The organism is Streptococcus sp. 11273D007BT (assembly GCF_053547195.1).
Window position 1 is genome coordinate 1,936,436 of record NZ_JBPWPE010000001.1, and the last position, 17,522, is coordinate 1,953,957.

Sequence of the window (17,522 nt, forward strand, 5' to 3'; positions counted from 1 at the left end):
AAAAAAGGACTAAAAATATCTTTCTTAATCAGATATTTTTAGTCCTATTGATCTTGTTTTTACTGATTCAAAGCAATTTTTGCTGTCTGTGTTCCCCAGAAGCCTGTTTGTACCTGTAAGACTAATTCAGGATCATTAGCAGCAGCCTCAGTAAGATCAAAAACAACCTTACCAGTCACTGTACTACCTGGGTTGAGTTCAGAGTAAAAGAAGTTAGCAGATGAGTCTTGATTCGCATAAACACCTGCTGCAGAATCAGATTCATATTCTGTTTCTCCTTTGTATAATTTGAAGAAATCATCCGAAATCGTCAAAGCTTTTTTACCATTATTTTTAACGGTAACATCTACTACAAGAAAAACATCATTAGCCGTTGCACCAAATTCGCCCCCGACATTTGTGGTCAGTTCCTTGCCATTAACTGTGTATTCAACACTTTTAACCGTCACCACTTCGCCAACTTTGTAAGTTTTTTCTTTTTTCTTGTTTTTCTTTGCCAATTGAATCACTTTTTGACTCTCAGCCTTCACCTCAGTTGTCGTAGAAAGCGTTAGAGTTGACAAAACAAAGCTTGACAATACCAATAATCCTAATCCTTTACTTTTCATCTTCATTCCTCCGATTAAACTTAATGGTCTTTTTATAGCGGCTGTATATATTTATATTATCAATATTATTTTAATTTTTCAAGAGAAGTTATTAAAAAGAATCGACAAAAATGAGTCGATTCTTTTTTGATTATAAACGAGCGTTAAGCTCTGCGGATAGGTCTTCAAAACCTGGTTTACCAAGAAGGGCAAACATGTTTTTCTTGTACGCTTCAACTCCTGGTTGATCAAATGGGTTAACAGCATTGAGGTAACCAGAAAGTGCGATAGCAATTTCAAAGAAGTAAATGATATAACCAAGTGTAAACTCATCTTGCTCTGGAAGCGTGATGTACATGTTTGGCACATCGCCATCAGTATGGGCAAGAAGTACACCATCTGTTGCTTTTTTGTTAACAAAGTCAACATCTTTACCTTGAAGGTAACCAAGGCCATCTAAGTCTTCAGCCAATTCTGGAATGATGACATTTTTACGTGGTTTTTCAACACGAATAGCTGTTTCAAAGAGAATACGTGCTCCTTCTTGGATGTATTGACCAAGAGAGTGTAAATCAGCTGAGAAGTTAGCTGATGATGGGTAAATCCCTTTTTGATCCTTACCTTCTGACTCACCTGCTAATTGTTTCCACCACTCTGAGAAGTATTGAAGTGATGGCTCATAGTTCACCAAAATCTCAGTTGAGTAACCTTTACGGTACAAGACGTTACGAACAGCGGCATATTGGTAAGCTTCGTTTTCTGATAACTTATCTGATGAGTAAGCCTTACGAGCTGCTGCTGCACCTTCCATAAGTGCTGTGATATCTGCACCAGATGCTGCAATTGGAAGCAAGCCAACAGCTGTTAACACTGAGAAACGGCCACCGATATCATCTGGTACAACGAACGTTTCCCAACCATTCGCATCTGCTTCAACCTTAACCGCACCTTTTTGGCGGTCAGTTGTCGCATAAATACGTTTGTTTGCTTCTTCTTGTCCGTATTTTTTCACTAAAAGCTCTTTGAATACACGGAAAGCAATGGCAGGCTCAGTTGTTGTTCCTGACTTAGAAATCACGTTCACAGAGAACTCTTTGTCAGCCACATAGTCCACAAGGTCTGCTAAGTAGCTTGATGAAATTGAGTTTCCTGCATAAAGGATTTGTGGAGCTTTACGATCTTCTGCCGATAGTAAGTTAACAAAGTTGTTGCTCAAAAAGTCAATCGCTGCACGCGCACCAAGGTAAGAACCACCAATACCGATCACCACAAGGACTTCACTGGTTTCTTGGATTTTCTTAGCTGCAGCTTGAATACGAGCAAACTCTTCTTTGTCATAGTTTTCTGGAAGGTCCATCCAACCAAGGAAGTCTGATCCTGGTCCTGTTCCTTCACGCAAGAGTTTATCTGCTTCTGTCACTTGACCTTGCAAGTAATCAATTTCGTGTTGGCCTGCAAATTTTTCCAACACTTTTGAATAATCAAATTTAATATGTGTCATTTTGTCTTTTCTTCCTCCATAAATTAGGGTCCTTACTATCTTACCCCTTTACGTTTAATTTTTCAATGATTTTTGCTGATTTTTAACAAAAAAAGCAAACGATTGCGTAATTTTGCCAGACCTAAACTATTCATAATCGTAAAAGAAGCGTTTAACAGGAGAATAGCTGACTTTTGACATGGAAATATTCGCATAATAATCCTCTAAAGTTTCTCCTTTTGATAGCACACTGATACGCTGGGGGAAAAGTTTAGCTAAAAGACCTAAGCTGATAAGGGTTGGGTACCAAATTGCCATCACCTCAAAAATAAACTTATTATTATTGCCACGACCAATATAGCGCTTTTTATATTCTTTTCTCAATCGATAATGAGGAATAACAATATGAAAATCACTTTCTCCTAATGCCAACAAGGCAAACAAAATGGGAAATAAAAAATTTAAGGCAGCTAAGACAACCTTACCATCTTGATGATAAGAAAGAGCCCTTTGAACATAAATAGCTTTGTAATCCTTTGACTTTAAAGGGCGTTTGATAGATTTTCGTTCTTCTTTATTTAAGTGGCTAACCCCACTATTGTCATATTTGATTTCTGATAATTCTAAATCTACAACCTCTTGGCGATGGGCAGCCAGTGTGGTCTTTCCTGTTCCTGGAAAAGCAAATAAAATCATTTTCACTCCTATTCTCTCTACTAGTATAAGAATCCTGACTTAATTAGACCTTAATCATAGGGTATTTTGTCCTATTTTAGCAAACAAAAAAAGCTGATTTTCAAAAAATCAGTCTAAAGATGGAGATTAAGAACTCAGAAAGTCTCTTGACACCTCCTAGTGACAATATGAGACAAAAAAAGAGCACACACTTGATGTCGCTTAGGGCTGCTGGATTCCTCCCCTGACCCGCTTCACGCACAAATGTTGCTCCAGATAATATTATAGCACAAAAGAAATTTTTAGCAAGTTTAAACTGCAGGCTTTTTCTTAGCTTCTTTTTGTTTCTTACGACGTTGCTTAAAAAATTCTTGCATGATACTTGCACAGCTTTCTTCTAAAATGCCAACTTCAACTGCGACCCTATGATTTAGGCGCTCATCTGTTAAGATATCATAAAGGCTTCCTGCACCGCCAAATTTTTGATTTTTCGCCCCATAAATCACTTGAGGTATTCGTGCTAGGCCAATAGCCCCGCTACACATGACACAGGGTTCGATTGTGACAAATAAGGTACAATCTAGTAAGCGCCAACTTTCTAAAAACTGATTAGCTTGGTTAATGGCCATGACTTCTGCGTGCATCACAGCTAGGTTGAGTTCTTCTCTAGCATTATGCCCACGACCGATAATTTTTTTGTCCTTTACAATCACACAGCCTATCGGAATCTCATCTTTTTCTAACGATTTTTCAGCTTCAGCTAACGCTTGAGACATAAAGTAGGCTTTTTCTTCTTCGGTAAATACTATCATAGCGCCCCTAAATCCCAAAAACGATGTGGACTTGCTAAATCAACAGGAATAGCACCACTATAAGAGGCTGCTTGCTGGCGTAAAACTTCTAAGTAGCCTGATTCTTGAATTCCTTCTGCTGGGAATTGTGGTAAATGGGTTAGAACCAACTTTTTAACCTTAGCTTCCTTGGCAATCAGACCAGCTTCCTTACTGCTAAGATGAGCAAAATGGTTTTCTGTTCCCTCAAAGAAATAGACATCCGCTAAAAATAAATCCGCCTCTTTAGTAAAGTCTGCTAAGTCCTCAAAATAACCCGTATCACCTGTAAAGACCAAAACTTGCCCAGTCTCACGTTCAACAATACGCATGGCATAACAAACCACAGGATGAACAGTCTTGATAAAGGTAATATCAAAAGGTCCAATTTGTTCCACACCATTGACATTATAAGCGCGAGCCTCTGTTACCCCATCTAAATGAAGTTTGGCGAACTCCTCCTGATCTTCATTGTGACCATAAGTTGGTAAAACTTTTGGTGTCCACAGGTGTTTGGGATAAAGTTGACGATAATGACGCAGCACTCCTAAATCAGCGATATGATCAGGATGATAGTGACTAATAATGACAGCATCTAAGGCTAAAGGGCTAATTTCTTTTTCTAATTCGTTTAAAGCACAACTGCCTGCATCAATTAAAAGTTGAAAACCATCTTGTCCTGTTAGCAAAAAACTTGTTGTTCCAGCATCTTTGTAGGGATAGCCTCCCCAACAACCTAATGTCGTTAATTTCATAGTCTTACCTTCTTTACTTTAGATAAGACTATTATATCAAAATTTCAAGCCATAGCAGACAGACTTATGCTCGAAAATCTGATAGACGATAGGCTAAAATGGTTGCTATCAGTGCTTTCACAGTGTCTCCAGGTATAAAAACAAGATTAGAAACCAGAGATTGACTAAGCGCCATCTCTGTCACTTGAGATAACCAGACCGCACCAAGTAGATCTACAAACAAAACTCCTGCTAGCCACATCATCCCAAATAATCCTAAAAAGCTCTGCTTTTTCAAGAAGGATGACAAATATCCAAATAATAAAGGGACTAACAACCAAGCCAAAACATAACCTCCTGTGGGTCCCATAAGGGTTGGAATAGACGTTGCTTTTCCGGAAAAAACTGGAAAAATTAGGCCCAAAAGAAAAAATAATAGCATGGAAAGACTACCGTTTTTGGATCCTAAAAACAGGCTTACTAGCATGACCCCAAGATTTTGCAGGGTTAGAGGGACAGCAATAAAAGGAAGAGGAATAGCTGGAATAAATCCTAATACCACTAATAAGCTCGTCATTAACGCAATTTGTGATAATTCTTTTGTTTTCATCTGTAACTCCTAAATATCATAAATAGCAAGGACTGCTAAAGTTCAAGCCATCGCATTAAAATGATTATCTACAAGTGACTTTGTTTCTTAGTTTATACTAAGAAATTTTATTTGTCAACCTATATATAAAAATAGGTTAACTGTTATGTCAAAAAAAGAAACTCAGACTGACTGAGTTTCTACAAAAATTACCATCCAAATTCTTCATAAAAAATCTGTCCTTTGGGGACACCATTGGCTTTCATAACCTTCTCCCAATAGCGAGCCATTGCGGGTGGTCCACTAATCAGAACAGTAAAATCTTTTTTATCCTCTGGTAGATAAGCTAAAACGTCCTCTTCTTGATACATCCCAACCACACGGTTAACTATAAAATTATCACGCTCAGCTTGCCACTTGGCAAATTTATCACCATAAATCAAGGCTGCTTGCGTTGAAGCACCGTGAAAGACTGTCGTTTTAAGGTCAGGATTTCCCTCAATCACTGACAAAATAGGAGTTACCCCAATTCCTCCTGAAATCATTAAAACCTCTTGAGGTTTTTGATCATCAATAATGGATTGATACATGCCATAACCACCATCAACATGAAGTTTAGCTGGTGCGGTAACACGTTGCAATTGCTTTGTAAAATCACCATCGCCACGAATCGCCAAGACAAGCTCACTCGCCCCCCTAGGATCATTGACAATAGAAAAAGGTTGCGGCTCTGTCAGACCCTTAACCTCTGGAAAAGAAATGAAAATAAAATCTCCTGGTTTCATTTGTTGAGAGCGTACTTTTGGGACCTTGATCCGTAATTCATAAATATTGGGACCAATCTCTTGATTAGCCAGAAGTTCAGCTGGAAATCCTGTAGCAGTTGGTTTCAACTTTGCCCAAAGGTAGCTACCAAAAACAAAGATGCTTGACAGATAAAAGACTAGCATAAAAGCTGTATTACTGCGAATATCAGGGATTAGCTGAACATGAAGAAACACAAGTAATGTCGCCAAAATATTGAGCCTGTGTAGCCAAACTGAAATTTCATGCTTAAACACTTTCTCCAAATAACGCTTAATGGTCAATAAAAATGGGACTCTACTTGTTAGCCAACCAGCCATAAAAATCATGGAGTAAAGACCAATTCCAAGGAAAATATTAAAGGCAAGATCACCTGTGGTACTGATTAAACCATAAGAGGGGCTCAAACTCTTATGCATAAAAGCTAATAAAATAGCTACCAGACTTAAAATCCCATGAATCATGTAAGCCGCAGGAAGTCCAATTAAACGATCAAGCCACTTTGGCTTTGTCCCAATATAAATCGCCAATAACATCCAGACATAAGCGATAATACCATAGGCAATCCCAATTCGTCGCTGACTACTTAAAGTTGACATCCCATTAACAAACGTATAAATAAAAGGCGTCGGCAAGATAAAAACTGCCGTTAGCCAGGCCAAGCCTAGAGCATAATTATTTTTCTTAAACATTTTTTAGTTCTCCATATTGAAAAAATTGTTTCTTGGTATCGGTCACATAAAGTCCGCTTAATTTTTTATCAGCAATCATTTGACAAAAATCAGATTCTGATAAAACTAAGGCTGCCGTTGCCCAAATATCAGCCTGAACTAAACTCGCATCTAAAATAGTGACCTGTTTGATGGTTGACTGTGATAGAATATGACGACCACGCTTGCTATAACCTGAAGTGGCTAAAGCACCTGTTTTCATTTGAAATCTCGCAATCATTTCTTGCAAATGGTCTGGATTTTCGATGCCAATTTTCCAGATAAACGAACTATTGTCTCTGGTTTCAAATTGCATGTCACCTCCACCATTTAGGCAGACTGCCTCTATTTCAGACAGTCGCAACAAGGGCTTCAAGTACTGCTGAAATACCTTTTCTACAGCCCAGCCTTTCACCAGACCAGTGGGATTATAGACACCTTGAAAATAAGGGTCAAAAGCACCTCTAGTTTCTGTTTTTGCAATGGTAACACGCGCAAAAATCTCTTGAAATTCAGGATCAAGCATCACCGTCTCATCCCCTTTCTGAAAGCGACTCACTAAAGAAGTCGCACGAAAGGCTGAGAATTTTTGTTCGATTGCTTCTAGAGCAGATAAAATATCTTGACTAACCTTTTCTAAAAGGTCCTTTGAAGAGACTTTATCACGCGTAACCAAACTAATGGTGAAAGGAAGCGTCATCGCTTCTACGGTTTGACTAACAATCTCCATAGATTAAGCCTGAGCTTGATTTAAGGCATCTTGAAGAGAGCCTGTAAAGCCTTTATAAGCTTCGGTTGCACCTGAGATTTGATTAACTTCTGCGGATTGATTCGATAAAGCTTCGGCTGTGTAAGTTGGAAGGGCGTTATCATTAATAGATTGAGATTCTGGATTATCATTTGGATACTCTAGAACGGTAATATCATCAATTTTACCACTAGCTACCGTGATCTGTACCTGGTAATCACCACGATTGGTTGAGGTAACCGCACCAGAGTACGTTCCATCTTTCAAACTTGAAGTAGCAGCAGATGACGTAGCTAGAGTTGTTTCTGAACTTGAAGTGTTAGTACTAGCAGATGAGCTAGTAGCTGGTGTTGCCATTTGGCTCGTTTCTCCTTTAAAAAATAAGAGATAGGCATTAAATACTGCAGCCACAACCGCTACAATTCCAACCAATAGAGAAATAATTTTTTTCATCTGAAATTCCTTTGTGTTTTTTTAATTTTCCTAAACTTTTCAATCCATTATAGCAAAACATACAACTAATTAGTGGGAATTTTGCAATTTTAACAGACTTGTTATATTTGTCATAGAAATACAAAGAGACTGGATAATCCAATCTCTTTTATCTCTTCTTAATCTTTATCCTCATAATCATAATCTTCTTCATGGTCCCATTTATTCTCTAGGCGATCAAAGGCATCGCTGGATTCAACGGCATCATCTCCATAGATGGCTTCGAGCATCTGTTCTGTGACTCCATGTTTTTTATAAACTTGGCTAATCTTATCTTCCTGAACTTTAATATCTGACTTGATACTAGCTACTGCAGATTGATATTTACTGGCTTGTGCTTGCCACTCTTTCGCCAAACTTAAACGCTCATCAACTTCTTTTGTCAGCTTGGTCTTTTCATCAGCTGTCAAAGCTGTCGAGGAAGCAATTTCAGATTTTAATTCACTAGCATCTTGATCTGTAAAATCATCTAAGTCATCACGACTGAGGGCATCTGTCTCACCAAATTTCGCCCATAGACTAGCAGTATCAAAAGCCATAAATTTCTTTTCAATCGCTCCAAAATACTCTGTATATAATTTTTCTTTCTGTGTCTCTAGGTCCGCAATTTTATTGTAATAAGTCGCTGCTTCTTTTTCTGCAGCTGTTACCTTTGCTTTATCTGCTGAAGATAAACTTGATGCAGATAAGCGATTCGTTTTATCTGTCAAGCTAAGTTTTGCCGTTGAACTATTTGTCTCTACACGAACTTGACTGGTATTCGCTTTAACATAAACACCTGCTCCGACACCTAGAGCACCTGTTAAGGCAAGTGCTGATAAGCCTATAATAACAGTTTTTTTCGATGGCTTCAAGTTTCCTAAAATTTCTTTAACAGTTTTCATTTTATAGTACCTCTATTTATTTGATTGATTAATTTTATTATAAACTAGAGGGCTCTTTAAAATCTTGGTCAAATTGAGCCAAAACTGTGGCAAAACTGTGGCAAAAAATTTTTAAAAATAAAATAAAAAAATAGGCTGACTGTCCCTCAAATGGACAATCAAACCTACTTTAAATCTTAATTACTCCAAACACTCTCAAGAATGTTGGTTTGTTCACGACCAGGTCCTACAGAGAAGGTTGAAATGCGAACACCCACCAACTCGCTAATACGACGAACATAATTACGTGCATTTTCTGGAAGTTCTTCAAGGCTGCGCACACCTGTAATATCTTCTGACCAACCTGGCATTTCTTCATAAATTGGTCGGCAACGTTTTAACTGTTCAAGACTGGCTGGATAGTGATCAATACGCTCACCATCTAAATCATAAGCCACACAGATTTTCACAGTCTCTAAACCAGATAAGACGTCAATAGAGTTTAAGCAAAGATTAGTGATTCCCGACACACGACGAGAGTGGCGCATCACAACAGAGTCAAACCAACCTACACGACGTGGACGGCCTGTTGTTGTCCCATACTCTTTACCAACTTCACGAATACGGTCACCAACTGCATCAAAAAGTTCTGTTGGAAATGGTCCGTCACCAACACGGCTAGTATAGGCTTTACATACCCCAACTACCTTATCAATCTTACTTGGACCAACACCTGAACCAATCGTCACACCACCCGCAACTGGGTTTGATGAGGTTACAAATGGATACGTCCCTTGATCAATATCAAGCATCACACCTTGAGCTCCCTCAAACAAGACACGTTTTCCTTGATCTAAGGCATCATTTAAGATAACAGAAGTATCAGTGACATATTTTTTAAGTTCTTGCCCGTAAGCATAGTATTCTTCAAAAATCTCATCAAAAGATAAGGTTTCTGCATCATACATTTTTTCAAAAAGACGGTTTTTTTCTTCTAGATTACGTGCCAGACGGTCTCTAAAGATATCACGATCAAGCAAGTCAGCGATACGGATACCAACACGCGCCGCTTTATCCATATAAGCTGGCCCAATCCCTTTAATCGTTGTACCAATTTTATTGTCACCTTTCGCTTCTTCTTGTAAGCGATCAAGATGAATGTGATATGGCAAGATAACATGGGCACGATCTGAAATGCGTAAGTTATCAGTTGTCACACCTTCTCCATGCAAGTACTCCAACTCCTTAACCAAAGATTTTGGATTAACTACCATACCATTTCCAATAACAGAGATTTTTTCTGGGAAGAAAATCCCTGATGGAATCAAATGTAACTTAAACTTTTTACCATCAATCACGATAGTATGTCCTGCGTTATCTCCACCTTGATAACGTGCAATGACTTCGGCATTTGCAGACAAGAAGTCTGTAATCTTACCTTTACCTTCATCCCCCCACTGGGTACCAACAACAACAACTGATGTCATAATTTCGATTCTGAACTACAAATCTGTAGTTCCTCATCCTTTCTCAACTCTCTAGGGCAGGAATCTCACCTGCAAGAATGTCTTACACTCTATTATATGAAATTTCTGATAATTTTTCAAGAAAGCTCTGTGACTTTAACACCGTAAAAGGTACAAATAGTAGTAGAGACCGCTCAAAATTTTATGACACAGCTCTCCCTAAGCCATTAGCCAAACCAGATAAAAAATAACCATAAAAATCATTACAACCACTAACAATTCAACCAGAGCATACTTTTTTAATGAAAATATCAATTCTTTCAATGCAAGTTTCATCATAAACCTCCTTTTGGTGCTGATGTACCACACTAATATGACCTTATGATGACTTTTACAAAAATAATTTCAAGTAAGCCTATTCAAAAATGCATCCGACTGGTATTTTATAAGGGGTATGCTATAATATTCTTTATGGATAAGATTATAAAAACTATTACAGAATCAGGCTCTTTCCGTGCCTATGTATTAGACGCTACTGAAACGGTCAAAACAGCTCAAGAAAAACATCAGACCCTGTCAAGCTCAACCGTTGCACTAGGGCGTACCCTTATCGCTAACCTCATCTTAGCTGCTAACCAAAAAGGAGACAGCAAGGTTACCGTTAAGATCATCGGAAACAGCTCTTTTGGTCACGTCATCTCAGTTGCTGACACTAATGGACAGGTTAAAGGCTACATCCAAAATAAAGGTGTTGACATCAAAAAAACAGCAACTGGTGAGGTCTTAGTTGGGCCATTTATGGGACAAGGTCACTTTGTTGTTATTACAGACTACGGAACAGGTAACCCTTACACTTCAACCACTCCTCTTATCACAGGAGAGATTGGTGAAGACTTTGCCTACTATCTCACTGAAAGTGAGCAAACCCCATCTGCTGTTGGGCTAAACGTCCTCTTGGACGAGAACGATCAGGTCAAGGTAGCAGGAGGCTTTATGTTGCAGGTCCTACCTGGCGCTAAAGAAGAAGAGATTGCACGCTTTGAAAAACGTATCCAAGAAATGCCAGCCATCTCAACCTTGCTAGAGTCTGATGACCATATCAATGCTCTACTCACTGCTATCTATGGAGACGATAACTACAAGGTGCTCTCAGAGGAAGAGATTGGCTTTGTCTGCGACTGCTCACGTGAGCGATTTGAGGGGGCTCTCATCACTCTTGGAAAAGAGGAACTAGAAGCTATGGCAAAAGAAGATCACGGTGCCGAGATCACCTGTCAATTTTGTGAAACCACCTACAAATTTACTGAAGAAGACTTGGAGGGCTTGATCAATGACTAAATTAAACTCTTCTTTTATGATCGGAAATGTCGAGATTCCTCATCGTACTGTCTTAGCTCCAATGGCTGGTGTCACCAACTCAGCTTTTCGGACTATTGCTAAAGAATTTGGCGCTGGGCTAGTTGTGATGGAAATGATCTCTGAAAAAGGGCTCCTCTATAACAACGAAAAAACCCTTCACATGCTCCACATCGATGACAATGAACATCCCATGTCTATCCAATTGTTTGGTGGAGATGCCGAAGGGCTAAAACGTGCCGCTGACTTCATTCAAAACAATACCAAGGCTGATATCGTTGATATTAATATGGGCTGTCCTGTCAATAAGGTCGTTAAAAATGAAGCAGGTGCCAAATGGCTCAAAGACCCCGATAAAATTTACCACATTGTCAAGGAAGTAACATCTGTCCTAGATATTCCGCTAACCGTTAAGATGCGTACGGGCTGGGCTGATAGTAACCTCGCTGTAGAAAATGCCCTTGCTGCTGAATCTGGTGGGGTCTCTGCCCTTGCTATGCATGGCCGTACCCGTGAACAGATGTACACTGGCACTTGTGATCACGAGACACTCTCTCGCGTATCAAACGCTGTTACGACTATTCCGTTTATCGGAAATGGCGATGTTAAAAGTGTGCAAGATGCTAAATTTATGATTGAGGAGTTGGGGGTAGATGCTGTCATGATTGGACGCGCTGCCTTGAACAACCCTTACCTCTTTACCCAAATCAATCATTTCTTTGAAACAGGTGAAGAATTGCCTGACCTTCCTTTTATCAAAAAATTAGATATCGCAGAGGAACACCTGCGCCGTCTCGTTGACCTGAAGGGTGAGAAAATCGCAGTTCGAGAATTTCGCGGCCTAGCACCTTATTACCTACGTGGCACATCAGGTGCTGCCAAAGTCCGCTCTGCCGTTGCTAAGGCAGAAACTTTTGAAGAAGTCCAAGGACATTTTAATAGCTTAAGATAAAAAACAAGACTGGATTAAAGTATCCAGTCTTGTTTTTTATTATTTTCTCTGAATAAAAGGATTGCGATAAGGATAAAGAATCACAAACAAGCTATTGATTACCATAAGCACAACTTCCCAGTTTAAGCCATCAGAAAGCATGATCCCTAGCCATAACAAGAGTAAACCAAGCACGCCAGCTAACCAGAGCTTTAGGTTGCCTAGAAGTACTGACATACCAGTCATTTTACCGACTAAAACATAAGCTAGCACAAACACAATGGTGTGTAAGACACTTAAAACCATCGCCAAGTTCATAAAATCTAGTTTAGGCTGGGCAATATGAATGATAAAGAGAGCAAATACAATGCTATCTATCACAATACTAACAATTTTACCTGATATAAGATAGGGTGATTTATCTCTCATCATTACCTCCAGTTAGCGAAAAAGACCTGATAAACTTTGAGACAACATCAGCCAAAAAGACAGTTTCCCTCGCTCCTTAGGAACGGCACTGGATAAGCAGGTCCCCAACCCTATCACACACTTAGGCGCCTTATAGCGATTAAGCATGAGATAAAGAGAAATCCTTTGGCTGATTTCTGCTTGTAGTCTTAGGAGCTCATCCTCTCTTTGAATAGACTCACACGTTTTCAAAGCCTCTTCAAAATAAGCGTGTAACTCTCGATTAGCCCTGACATCACTGTCCTCACAAACAGCTGTCAGCTGATTTAGCAACTCTGTTTTTGTCATAGAAAATACACCTTAATTAGGGTCTTGGGTACCATGGTCCATAATTGACCCAACCATTGACAATAACGCGACCAGTATAAGCCCAAAGTTCTGATTGATCCACACTACACTTTGCCCTACCATTAACATCCCTACAATAAACTCCAGGTCCTAAGTTTCCTCCCCCACCTTTAATCATTGAAAGTTCTTTTAATGTTAGAACGTTATAATTTGTCACTGTTTTCACCATAATAACATTACCTCTTGTTTTGTTGTGATCGATTACATCTGTTGATACTTTTATGATAAACTGACTTGTACTTTATCCAGCAATTATAGGTAGCATTTTTACAACTGACAGCTGTAAACACCATATTAAATAGAATTTATAAAAAAGCGAACAACCTAATATCATTCACTTGTTATATTCAAAATTGGACTATTATCTCATCTTTACGTATTACATTTAAAATGAATCTAAAAATCCCTGACCAAAATCAATGACAGGCTGATACCAAGGTTTCTTCTTCACACCTTCTGTAAGCATTAAATCCTCTTCTGAAAGATCAATAAATTTTTTCTCCAATTCTTCAAACGTTGTCATTTTCTGCCCCCTATATTTATTTATTCAACTTTAGCATTTTTATTTCATAATTTTTAACACCTATAATTCCCAGAGTAACTGCTACAATAGAAGATACATGAATATCTTGATCAAGGAATGATTTTATGCTTATCGCTACTAGTGTGATAATCAATAATATTTTTATTAAATAATATACCTTACGATTTACTAACATATAAGATCCTCCTATATCATTTATAAAACAAGTGGGGCAACTGCTAGACCAACTTGAACGACTTTACCAACATAGTAACCAGTCGTATATGCTACACTGTGTCCCCCAGATACTTGCTCTAATTGATGTTTAGCCAACTCATCAAATTTTGAAAAGTCTACACCATTACTAAATACTGCCTAATTTATCATAATATCCTCCTATAGTTTAACAAAAGTTGTAACCAGTAATTACAATTCTAGTTTAGCCTATTGTTAGATTTGCGTCCAGCAACCATAAGTAGCATTTCGGCAACTATTAGTTGCGAAAATAAATTCTCTCATTCTTTATAAACCAAGTGATTGATATCAACCTCAAAAAATTGGCTTAAAGATACTAAACTTAATAAATCAGGATAATTTTCTCCTCTCTCCCATTTAGAAATAGCTTGATGACTAACTCCGATAATATCAGCTAAATCCTGTTGAGAAAGCCCTTTTTTCCGTCTATACTTCCTGATATTTTCATCAATCTGAATCATAGCTACTCCTTTCCAAACCATTGGTCTAAATAGTAAGTCAAATAGTTTTTCTTTCCTATTATCATCATAGCATTGCCCTGAATGCCATAACGTAGTTTATCCATATCCTCATTAGTAAGTTTTTGGAGGGCTTGAACCTTAAAAACATTTCCAGTTTCTGTTACAGTTGCACTATTATCAATACTAGTAATCTTGCTTGTCAGTGTCATATCCTTATTCGTCTTACTTTGAGTGACAAATCTAAGTGTGTCTCCAATAGCAATAGCAGTGATATCTTGGCTTGAAACATAGGCTGTAATAAGAACTTCTTTCTGCTTTTTTAGATCAGGGTAGATATAGGCAATAGTCGTACCGGGTGTTATAACCACAGCGTCAGATACCTCATTATTAAGATGTACAACACCTGACCAAGCTGAAATGAGAGTGTTGTCCGATACTACTTCTCCTTGTACAGATAAACTCCCCTGCAACTCTACAATAGCCTTATCAAGGCTAGTTTTTTCCTCTCCAATCTCTGAGAGAATTTGAGATTTTAAGTTAGCTACTGCGGTGTCGCTACTTTCTAATTGGTAAATTTGATTAAGATAGTTGAGAAAACGCTGGTGATAGCCAAAACTATCATCCTCCCAAAATTGGTCACTACCATAATTCACACTATCTTGCAATAAGTCTAGATTGTAGCGCTGATCTTCTAAGTAGCTTAATTGATTTGAATAAACTGTTTCTTGAACCCTTTCTTGATTAGATTGGTACTGGAGTAAGAGGTCTCCAACTTGTATCTCTTTATTTTCCTCTAAATTATTAACAATAATCGGACTAGCACTATAAGACTGAATGCTAGCCAAAACTTGAGTAGGCTCTAGGCTAGCTGTTGTCTTAATAGCAATTTCTTTTTCAGCAATAGCTAAAAAAGCTATACAGACTATAAAAAGAATCAGAGTCGGTAAAATAATGCGACTAGCAAAATTATGATATCTAAGGCGATAAAACTCTGCACTCTCAAGCAACTGATTGTTCATGTCATCCCTCCCTAACTATTAACTAAATTGGCATAAAATCCATTTTTTTCCAAAAGCTCTTGATGACTTCCCACTTCGACAACTTTGCCTTTGTCTAAAACCACTACCTGTTCCGATCGTTCTGAGATAGTCAAACGATGTGCAATAAATATGATTGTTTTATCTAACTGTAAGAGATTATCAACTATTTTCTTTTCAGTTAAAACGTCTAAACTACTAGTCGCTTCATCTAAAATAAGAACAGGAGCATCGGTTAATAAGGCACGCGCCAAAGCAATACGTTGTTTTTGACCACCTGAAATACCAGAACCATCACTAGTTAACTCTGTCTGATAATTGAGTGGCATATGCTCAATATCATGGCGAACCTCAGCTAATTCAACTGCACGCACAATATCGTCTTGAGTTGTTCCCTCCTTAGCACCTAATAAAAGATTTTCTAAAATTGTTCCATTAAATACATAAGGTTGTTGAGGGAGGTAATTAACATGATGTCGAAGAGCTATTTTATCAATTTCTGATAAAGGGTGTCTATTAAATTTGATTTTCCCCTGGCTAGCTTCAAAAAAGTTGACCAAAAGCTTTGCCAAAGTTGTTTTTCCTGATCCTGAAATCCCAACAATGGCAAGTTTTGCTCCCTCTTTGATTATCAGATTAAGATCTGATAAAACCTCTCTACCAAAACCATATTGATAAGATACTCCCTCAAGTTCAATATCTCCCAATAAATCAGAGTTTAAGGCCCTATCTTCCTTAAACTCTGACTCAACGAGATATACCTCATTAAGTCGGTCATTGGCAACACTTGCTTTCTGAAGTTTTGTTTGAAGATTGATGATATTTTCTAAAGGATTGGTAAAATACACCAAAAGTGTATTATATGTAATCAATTGCCCTATAGTCATCTTGGCCTCCATGACAAGATTAGCTCCCAACCACAGAACAGCTAGATTAAGCACGAGTTGTATCAGTTTTTTGAGAGCTCTCTGCTGACTCTCCGCACGTCCATATGTGAAAGATTTTTTTAGATAATCTACAAACTCTTTGTCAATTTTTTGGTAACGCTGTCTCTCGCTTGTTAGAGACTTAATCGTCTCAATGCCGTTGATATCCTCTATAATAGATGACGACAAAACACTATTAGCTTCCATGGTATCTTGGTTCATCTTTTCAAAAGGTTTCATAAATACCAAGATAATAATGCTATATATAGGTAAAACAAAAAGCGTCATAAAAAACAAGGTCATATTTTGAGAAAATAATACCATACCTAATATTAAGACAATAGAAACATCCAAAAAAATTGATAATAGCGTGCTAGCTAGAGCATCGATAATACTGTTAGCATCTGTAAAACGTGACACAATCTCACCTGTCTGTCTCGTTGCAAAGAAGGACATAGGTAAGTTAAAGATATGGCGAATATAAGAAAGAATAACATCAATTGATAAACGCTGACCTAAAACCAACAATAAATAGTCTTGCGCATATGAAATCACCTGTTGAAGACTATAAACAATCACCAAACCTAGTGAGATGATTCCCAAAGTATTTTTCATTTGGCTAGGTACATAAGTATCGATAATCGACTGCAAATAATATGAACCTAAGATATTGATAAGCGTTACTAGTAAAGTTGCTATAACAATATGAGAAATCAAGCCCTTTTGATTAATTAGAATAGGTAGGAAGGATAGGAGATTAGATTTCTTTTCTCTATGAGGTTTATAAGATGGTGCTGGAGCCATAAAAAGTGCCACACCTGTCCATTCCTTTTCAAACCTCTGACGGGACATCTTTGTCATTCTAACTGATGGATCTGGATCCGCAATATAGATAGACTTTTTATCCTGACCTGTTACTACATAGTAATGGAGAAGCCCACCGTCCTTAATCACATGAACGATAAAAGGATAAATTAATTCCTCATCAAAAAGTGACATATCTGCACGTATGGCTCTAGTCTCAAAATTCAAATCTTCTGCCACTTTTACTAATCCATAGGCAGTTGTCCCTTCCATGGTTGTCTTTGCCATATCACGTAAAGTAGCTAAAGAGTAATACGACCCAAAAGACTCAAAAATCATAGCTAAGGCTGCTACACCACAATCTCTAGTATCAACTTGTGCTCTATAATGACGCTTTTTAAACGACATATGACTCCTTTTCTTTCCCTATATAAG

General features: G+C 38.0%; 21 protein-coding genes, 1 other RNA gene and 1 pseudogene. 2 read left to right on the forward strand and 21 right to left on the reverse strand.

Going from position 1 to position 17,522, the window contains the following annotated elements; translation table 11 throughout:
* Positions 1-59: 59 nt before the first annotated feature.
* The 13 genes and pseudogenes from ACEE75_RS09705 to ACEE75_RS09765 all read right to left on the reverse strand — a co-directional run.
* Positions 60-608, reverse strand: a complete 549-nt coding sequence (locus tag ACEE75_RS09705) for a DUF4352 domain-containing protein (RefSeq protein WP_427895610.1) — start codon at positions 606-608, stop codon at positions 60-62.
* A gap of 130 nt (positions 609-738) precedes the next feature.
* Entirely contained in the window at positions 739-2,088 is a 1,350-nt protein-coding gene (locus ACEE75_RS09710) for a glucose-6-phosphate isomerase (RefSeq protein ID WP_354367784.1), read from the reverse strand.
* 126 nt (positions 2,089-2,214) lie between these two features.
* A complete protein-coding gene (locus tag ACEE75_RS09715; RefSeq protein WP_427895606.1) occupies positions 2,215-2,763 on the reverse strand; it encodes a hypothetical protein in 549 nt (182 codons plus the stop codon).
* Positions 2,764-2,935: 172 nt separating this feature from the next.
* Positions 2,936-3,021: signal recognition particle sRNA small type (gene ffs / locus ACEE75_RS09720), an RNA gene on the reverse strand.
* Between the two features lie 32 nt (positions 3,022-3,053).
* A complete protein-coding gene (tadA, locus tag ACEE75_RS09725) occupies positions 3,054-3,554 on the reverse strand; it encodes a tRNA adenosine(34) deaminase TadA (protein WP_447575460.1) in 501 nt (166 codons plus the stop codon).
* Positions 3,551-4,327: an MBL fold metallo-hydrolase gene (locus ACEE75_RS09730; RefSeq protein ID WP_447575461.1), complete on the reverse strand. Its 777-nt coding sequence runs from the start codon at positions 4,325-4,327 to the stop codon at positions 3,551-3,553. The genes tadA and ACEE75_RS09730 overlap by 4 nt, the downstream gene beginning before the upstream one ends.
* Before the next feature lie 64 nt (positions 4,328-4,391).
* Positions 4,392-4,916: a biotin transporter BioY gene (locus ACEE75_RS09735; protein WP_354367792.1), complete on the reverse strand. Its 525-nt coding sequence runs from the start codon at positions 4,914-4,916 to the stop codon at positions 4,392-4,394.
* Between the two features lie 188 nt (positions 4,917-5,104).
* The gene (locus ACEE75_RS09740; protein ID WP_447575462.1) at positions 5,105-6,391 is read right to left on the reverse strand and encodes an iron reductase; all 1,287 of its coding nucleotides are present in this window, start codon (positions 6,389-6,391) and stop codon (positions 5,105-5,107) included.
* On the reverse strand, positions 6,384-7,139 hold the full coding sequence (locus ACEE75_RS09745; protein ID WP_447575463.1) for an FAD:protein FMN transferase: 756 nt from the start codon (positions 7,137-7,139) through the stop codon (positions 6,384-6,386). The genes ACEE75_RS09740 and ACEE75_RS09745 overlap by 8 nt, the downstream gene beginning before the upstream one ends.
* A 3-nt stretch (positions 7,140-7,142) precedes the next feature.
* Complete coding sequence (locus ACEE75_RS09750) at positions 7,143-7,610, reverse strand: FMN-binding protein (RefSeq protein ID WP_447575464.1); 468 nt, start codon at positions 7,608-7,610, stop codon at positions 7,143-7,145.
* 158 nt (positions 7,611-7,768) lie between these two features.
* A complete protein-coding gene (locus ACEE75_RS09755) occupies positions 7,769-8,533 on the reverse strand; it encodes a hypothetical protein (protein WP_447575465.1) in 765 nt (254 codons plus the stop codon).
* Positions 8,534-8,709: 176 nt separating this feature from the next.
* Positions 8,710-9,999 (reverse strand): adenylosuccinate synthase, encoded by a 1,290-nt coding sequence (locus tag ACEE75_RS09760; protein WP_354368455.1) that lies wholly within the window; start codon positions 9,997-9,999, stop codon positions 8,710-8,712.
* Positions 10,000-10,183: 184 nt separating this feature from the next.
* A pseudogene (locus ACEE75_RS09765) lies at positions 10,184-10,314 on the reverse strand (ABC transporter permease); the annotation flags it as partial.
* A gap of 135 nt (positions 10,315-10,449) precedes the next feature.
* Here ACEE75_RS09765 and hslO point away from each other — a divergent pair.
* A complete protein-coding gene (hslO, locus tag ACEE75_RS09770) occupies positions 10,450-11,316 on the forward strand; it encodes an Hsp33 family molecular chaperone HslO (RefSeq protein ID WP_447575466.1) in 867 nt (288 codons plus the stop codon).
* Positions 11,309-12,286: a tRNA dihydrouridine synthase DusB gene (gene dusB, locus ACEE75_RS09775; protein ID WP_354368451.1), complete on the forward strand. Its 978-nt coding sequence runs from the start codon at positions 11,309-11,311 to the stop codon at positions 12,284-12,286. The genes hslO and dusB overlap by 8 nt, the downstream gene beginning before the upstream one ends.
* A 39-nt stretch (positions 12,287-12,325) precedes the next feature.
* On the opposite strand, the gene ACEE75_RS09780 is transcribed toward dusB, so the two are convergent.
* The 8 genes from ACEE75_RS09780 to comA form a co-directional block, all read right to left on the reverse strand.
* Positions 12,326-12,694, reverse strand: a complete 369-nt coding sequence (locus tag ACEE75_RS09780) for a hypothetical protein (RefSeq protein ID WP_447575467.1) — start codon at positions 12,692-12,694, stop codon at positions 12,326-12,328.
* A gap of 12 nt (positions 12,695-12,706) precedes the next feature.
* A complete protein-coding gene (locus ACEE75_RS09785) occupies positions 12,707-13,021 on the reverse strand; it encodes a bacteriocin immunity protein (RefSeq protein ID WP_427895580.1) in 315 nt (104 codons plus the stop codon).
* 16 nt (positions 13,022-13,037) lie between these two features.
* Positions 13,038-13,250 (reverse strand): bacteriocin, encoded by a 213-nt coding sequence (locus tag ACEE75_RS09790; RefSeq protein WP_447575468.1) that lies wholly within the window; start codon positions 13,248-13,250, stop codon positions 13,038-13,040.
* 216 nt (positions 13,251-13,466) lie between these two features.
* On the reverse strand, positions 13,467-13,604 hold the full coding sequence (locus ACEE75_RS09795; RefSeq protein ID WP_447575469.1) for a hypothetical protein: 138 nt from the start codon (positions 13,602-13,604) through the stop codon (positions 13,467-13,469).
* 16 nt (positions 13,605-13,620) lie between these two features.
* Positions 13,621-13,800, reverse strand: coding sequence for a hypothetical protein (locus ACEE75_RS09800; RefSeq protein ID WP_447575470.1), 180 nt, complete (start codon positions 13,798-13,800; stop codon positions 13,621-13,623).
* A 319-nt stretch (positions 13,801-14,119) separates the two neighbouring features.
* The gene (locus ACEE75_RS09805) at positions 14,120-14,320 is read right to left on the reverse strand and encodes a helix-turn-helix domain-containing protein (protein WP_447575471.1); all 201 of its coding nucleotides are present in this window, start codon (positions 14,318-14,320) and stop codon (positions 14,120-14,122) included.
* A 2-nt stretch (positions 14,321-14,322) separates the two neighbouring features.
* A complete protein-coding gene (locus ACEE75_RS09810) occupies positions 14,323-15,339 on the reverse strand; it encodes an HlyD family efflux transporter periplasmic adaptor subunit (RefSeq protein ID WP_447575472.1) in 1,017 nt (338 codons plus the stop codon).
* A gap of 11 nt (positions 15,340-15,350) precedes the next feature.
* Positions 15,351-17,495 carry a peptide cleavage/export ABC transporter ComA gene (gene comA / locus ACEE75_RS09815; protein ID WP_447575473.1) on the reverse strand — a complete coding sequence of 715 codons (2,145 nt, stop codon included), beginning with the start codon at positions 17,493-17,495 and terminating at the stop codon, positions 15,351-15,353.
* Positions 17,496-17,522: the final 27 nt, after the last annotated feature.

Bases quoted from the DNA above. Each gene is read 5' to 3' on its own strand.
- ACEE75_RS09795 (WP_447575469.1), bottom strand. From the start codon at position 13,604: ATGACAACGTTTGAAGAATTGGAGAAAAAATTTATTGATCTTTCAGAA.
- ACEE75_RS09735 (WP_354367792.1), bottom strand. From the start codon at position 4,916: ATGAAAACAAAAGAATTATCACAAATTGCGTTAATGACGAGCTTATTA.
- tadA (WP_447575460.1), bottom strand. From the start codon at position 3,554: ATGATAGTATTTACCGAAGAAGAAAAAGCCTACTTTATGTCTCAAGCG.
- ACEE75_RS09730 (WP_447575461.1), bottom strand. From the start codon at position 4,327: ATGAAATTAACGACATTAGGTTGTTGGGGAGGCTATCCCTACAAAGAT.
- ACEE75_RS09790 (WP_447575468.1), bottom strand. From the start codon at position 13,250: ATGGTGAAAACAGTGACAAATTATAACGTTCTAACATTAAAAGAACTT.
- ACEE75_RS09750 (WP_447575464.1), bottom strand. From the start codon at position 7,610: ATGAAAAAAATTATTTCTCTATTGGTTGGAATTGTAGCGGTTGTGGCT.
- ACEE75_RS09800 (WP_447575470.1), bottom strand. From the start codon at position 13,800: ATGTTAGTAAATCGTAAGGTATATTATTTAATAAAAATATTATTGATT.
- ACEE75_RS09810 (WP_447575472.1), bottom strand. From the start codon at position 15,339: ATGAACAATCAGTTGCTTGAGAGTGCAGAGTTTTATCGCCTTAGATAT.
- ACEE75_RS09780 (WP_447575467.1), bottom strand. From the start codon at position 12,694: ATGAGAGATAAATCACCCTATCTTATATCAGGTAAAATTGTTAGTATT.
- ACEE75_RS09805 (WP_447575471.1), bottom strand. From the start codon at position 14,320: ATGATTCAGATTGATGAAAATATCAGGAAGTATAGACGGAAAAAAGGG.
- ACEE75_RS09755 (WP_447575465.1), bottom strand. From the start codon at position 8,533: ATGAAAACTGTTAAAGAAATTTTAGGAAACTTGAAGCCATCGAAAAAA.
- ACEE75_RS09740 (WP_447575462.1), bottom strand. From the start codon at position 6,391: ATGTTTAAGAAAAATAATTATGCTCTAGGCTTGGCCTGGCTAACGGCA.
- ACEE75_RS09710 (WP_354367784.1), bottom strand. From the start codon at position 2,088: ATGACACATATTAAATTTGATTATTCAAAAGTGTTGGAAAAATTTGCA.
- ACEE75_RS09785 (WP_427895580.1), bottom strand. From the start codon at position 13,021: ATGACAAAAACAGAGTTGCTAAATCAGCTGACAGCTGTTTGTGAGGAC.
- hslO (WP_447575466.1), top strand. From the start codon at position 10,450: ATGGATAAGATTATAAAAACTATTACAGAATCAGGCTCTTTCCGTGCC.
- ACEE75_RS09715 (WP_427895606.1), bottom strand. From the start codon at position 2,763: ATGATTTTATTTGCTTTTCCAGGAACAGGAAAGACCACACTGGCTGCC.
- dusB (WP_354368451.1), top strand. From the start codon at position 11,309: ATGACTAAATTAAACTCTTCTTTTATGATCGGAAATGTCGAGATTCCT.
- ACEE75_RS09760 (WP_354368455.1), bottom strand. From the start codon at position 9,999: ATGACATCAGTTGTTGTTGTTGGTACCCAGTGGGGGGATGAAGGTAAA.
- ACEE75_RS09705 (WP_427895610.1), bottom strand. From the start codon at position 608: ATGAAAAGTAAAGGATTAGGATTATTGGTATTGTCAAGCTTTGTTTTG.
- ACEE75_RS09745 (WP_447575463.1), bottom strand. From the start codon at position 7,139: ATGGAGATTGTTAGTCAAACCGTAGAAGCGATGACGCTTCCTTTCACC.
- comA (WP_447575473.1), bottom strand. From the start codon at position 17,495: ATGTCGTTTAAAAAGCGTCATTATAGAGCACAAGTTGATACTAGAGAT.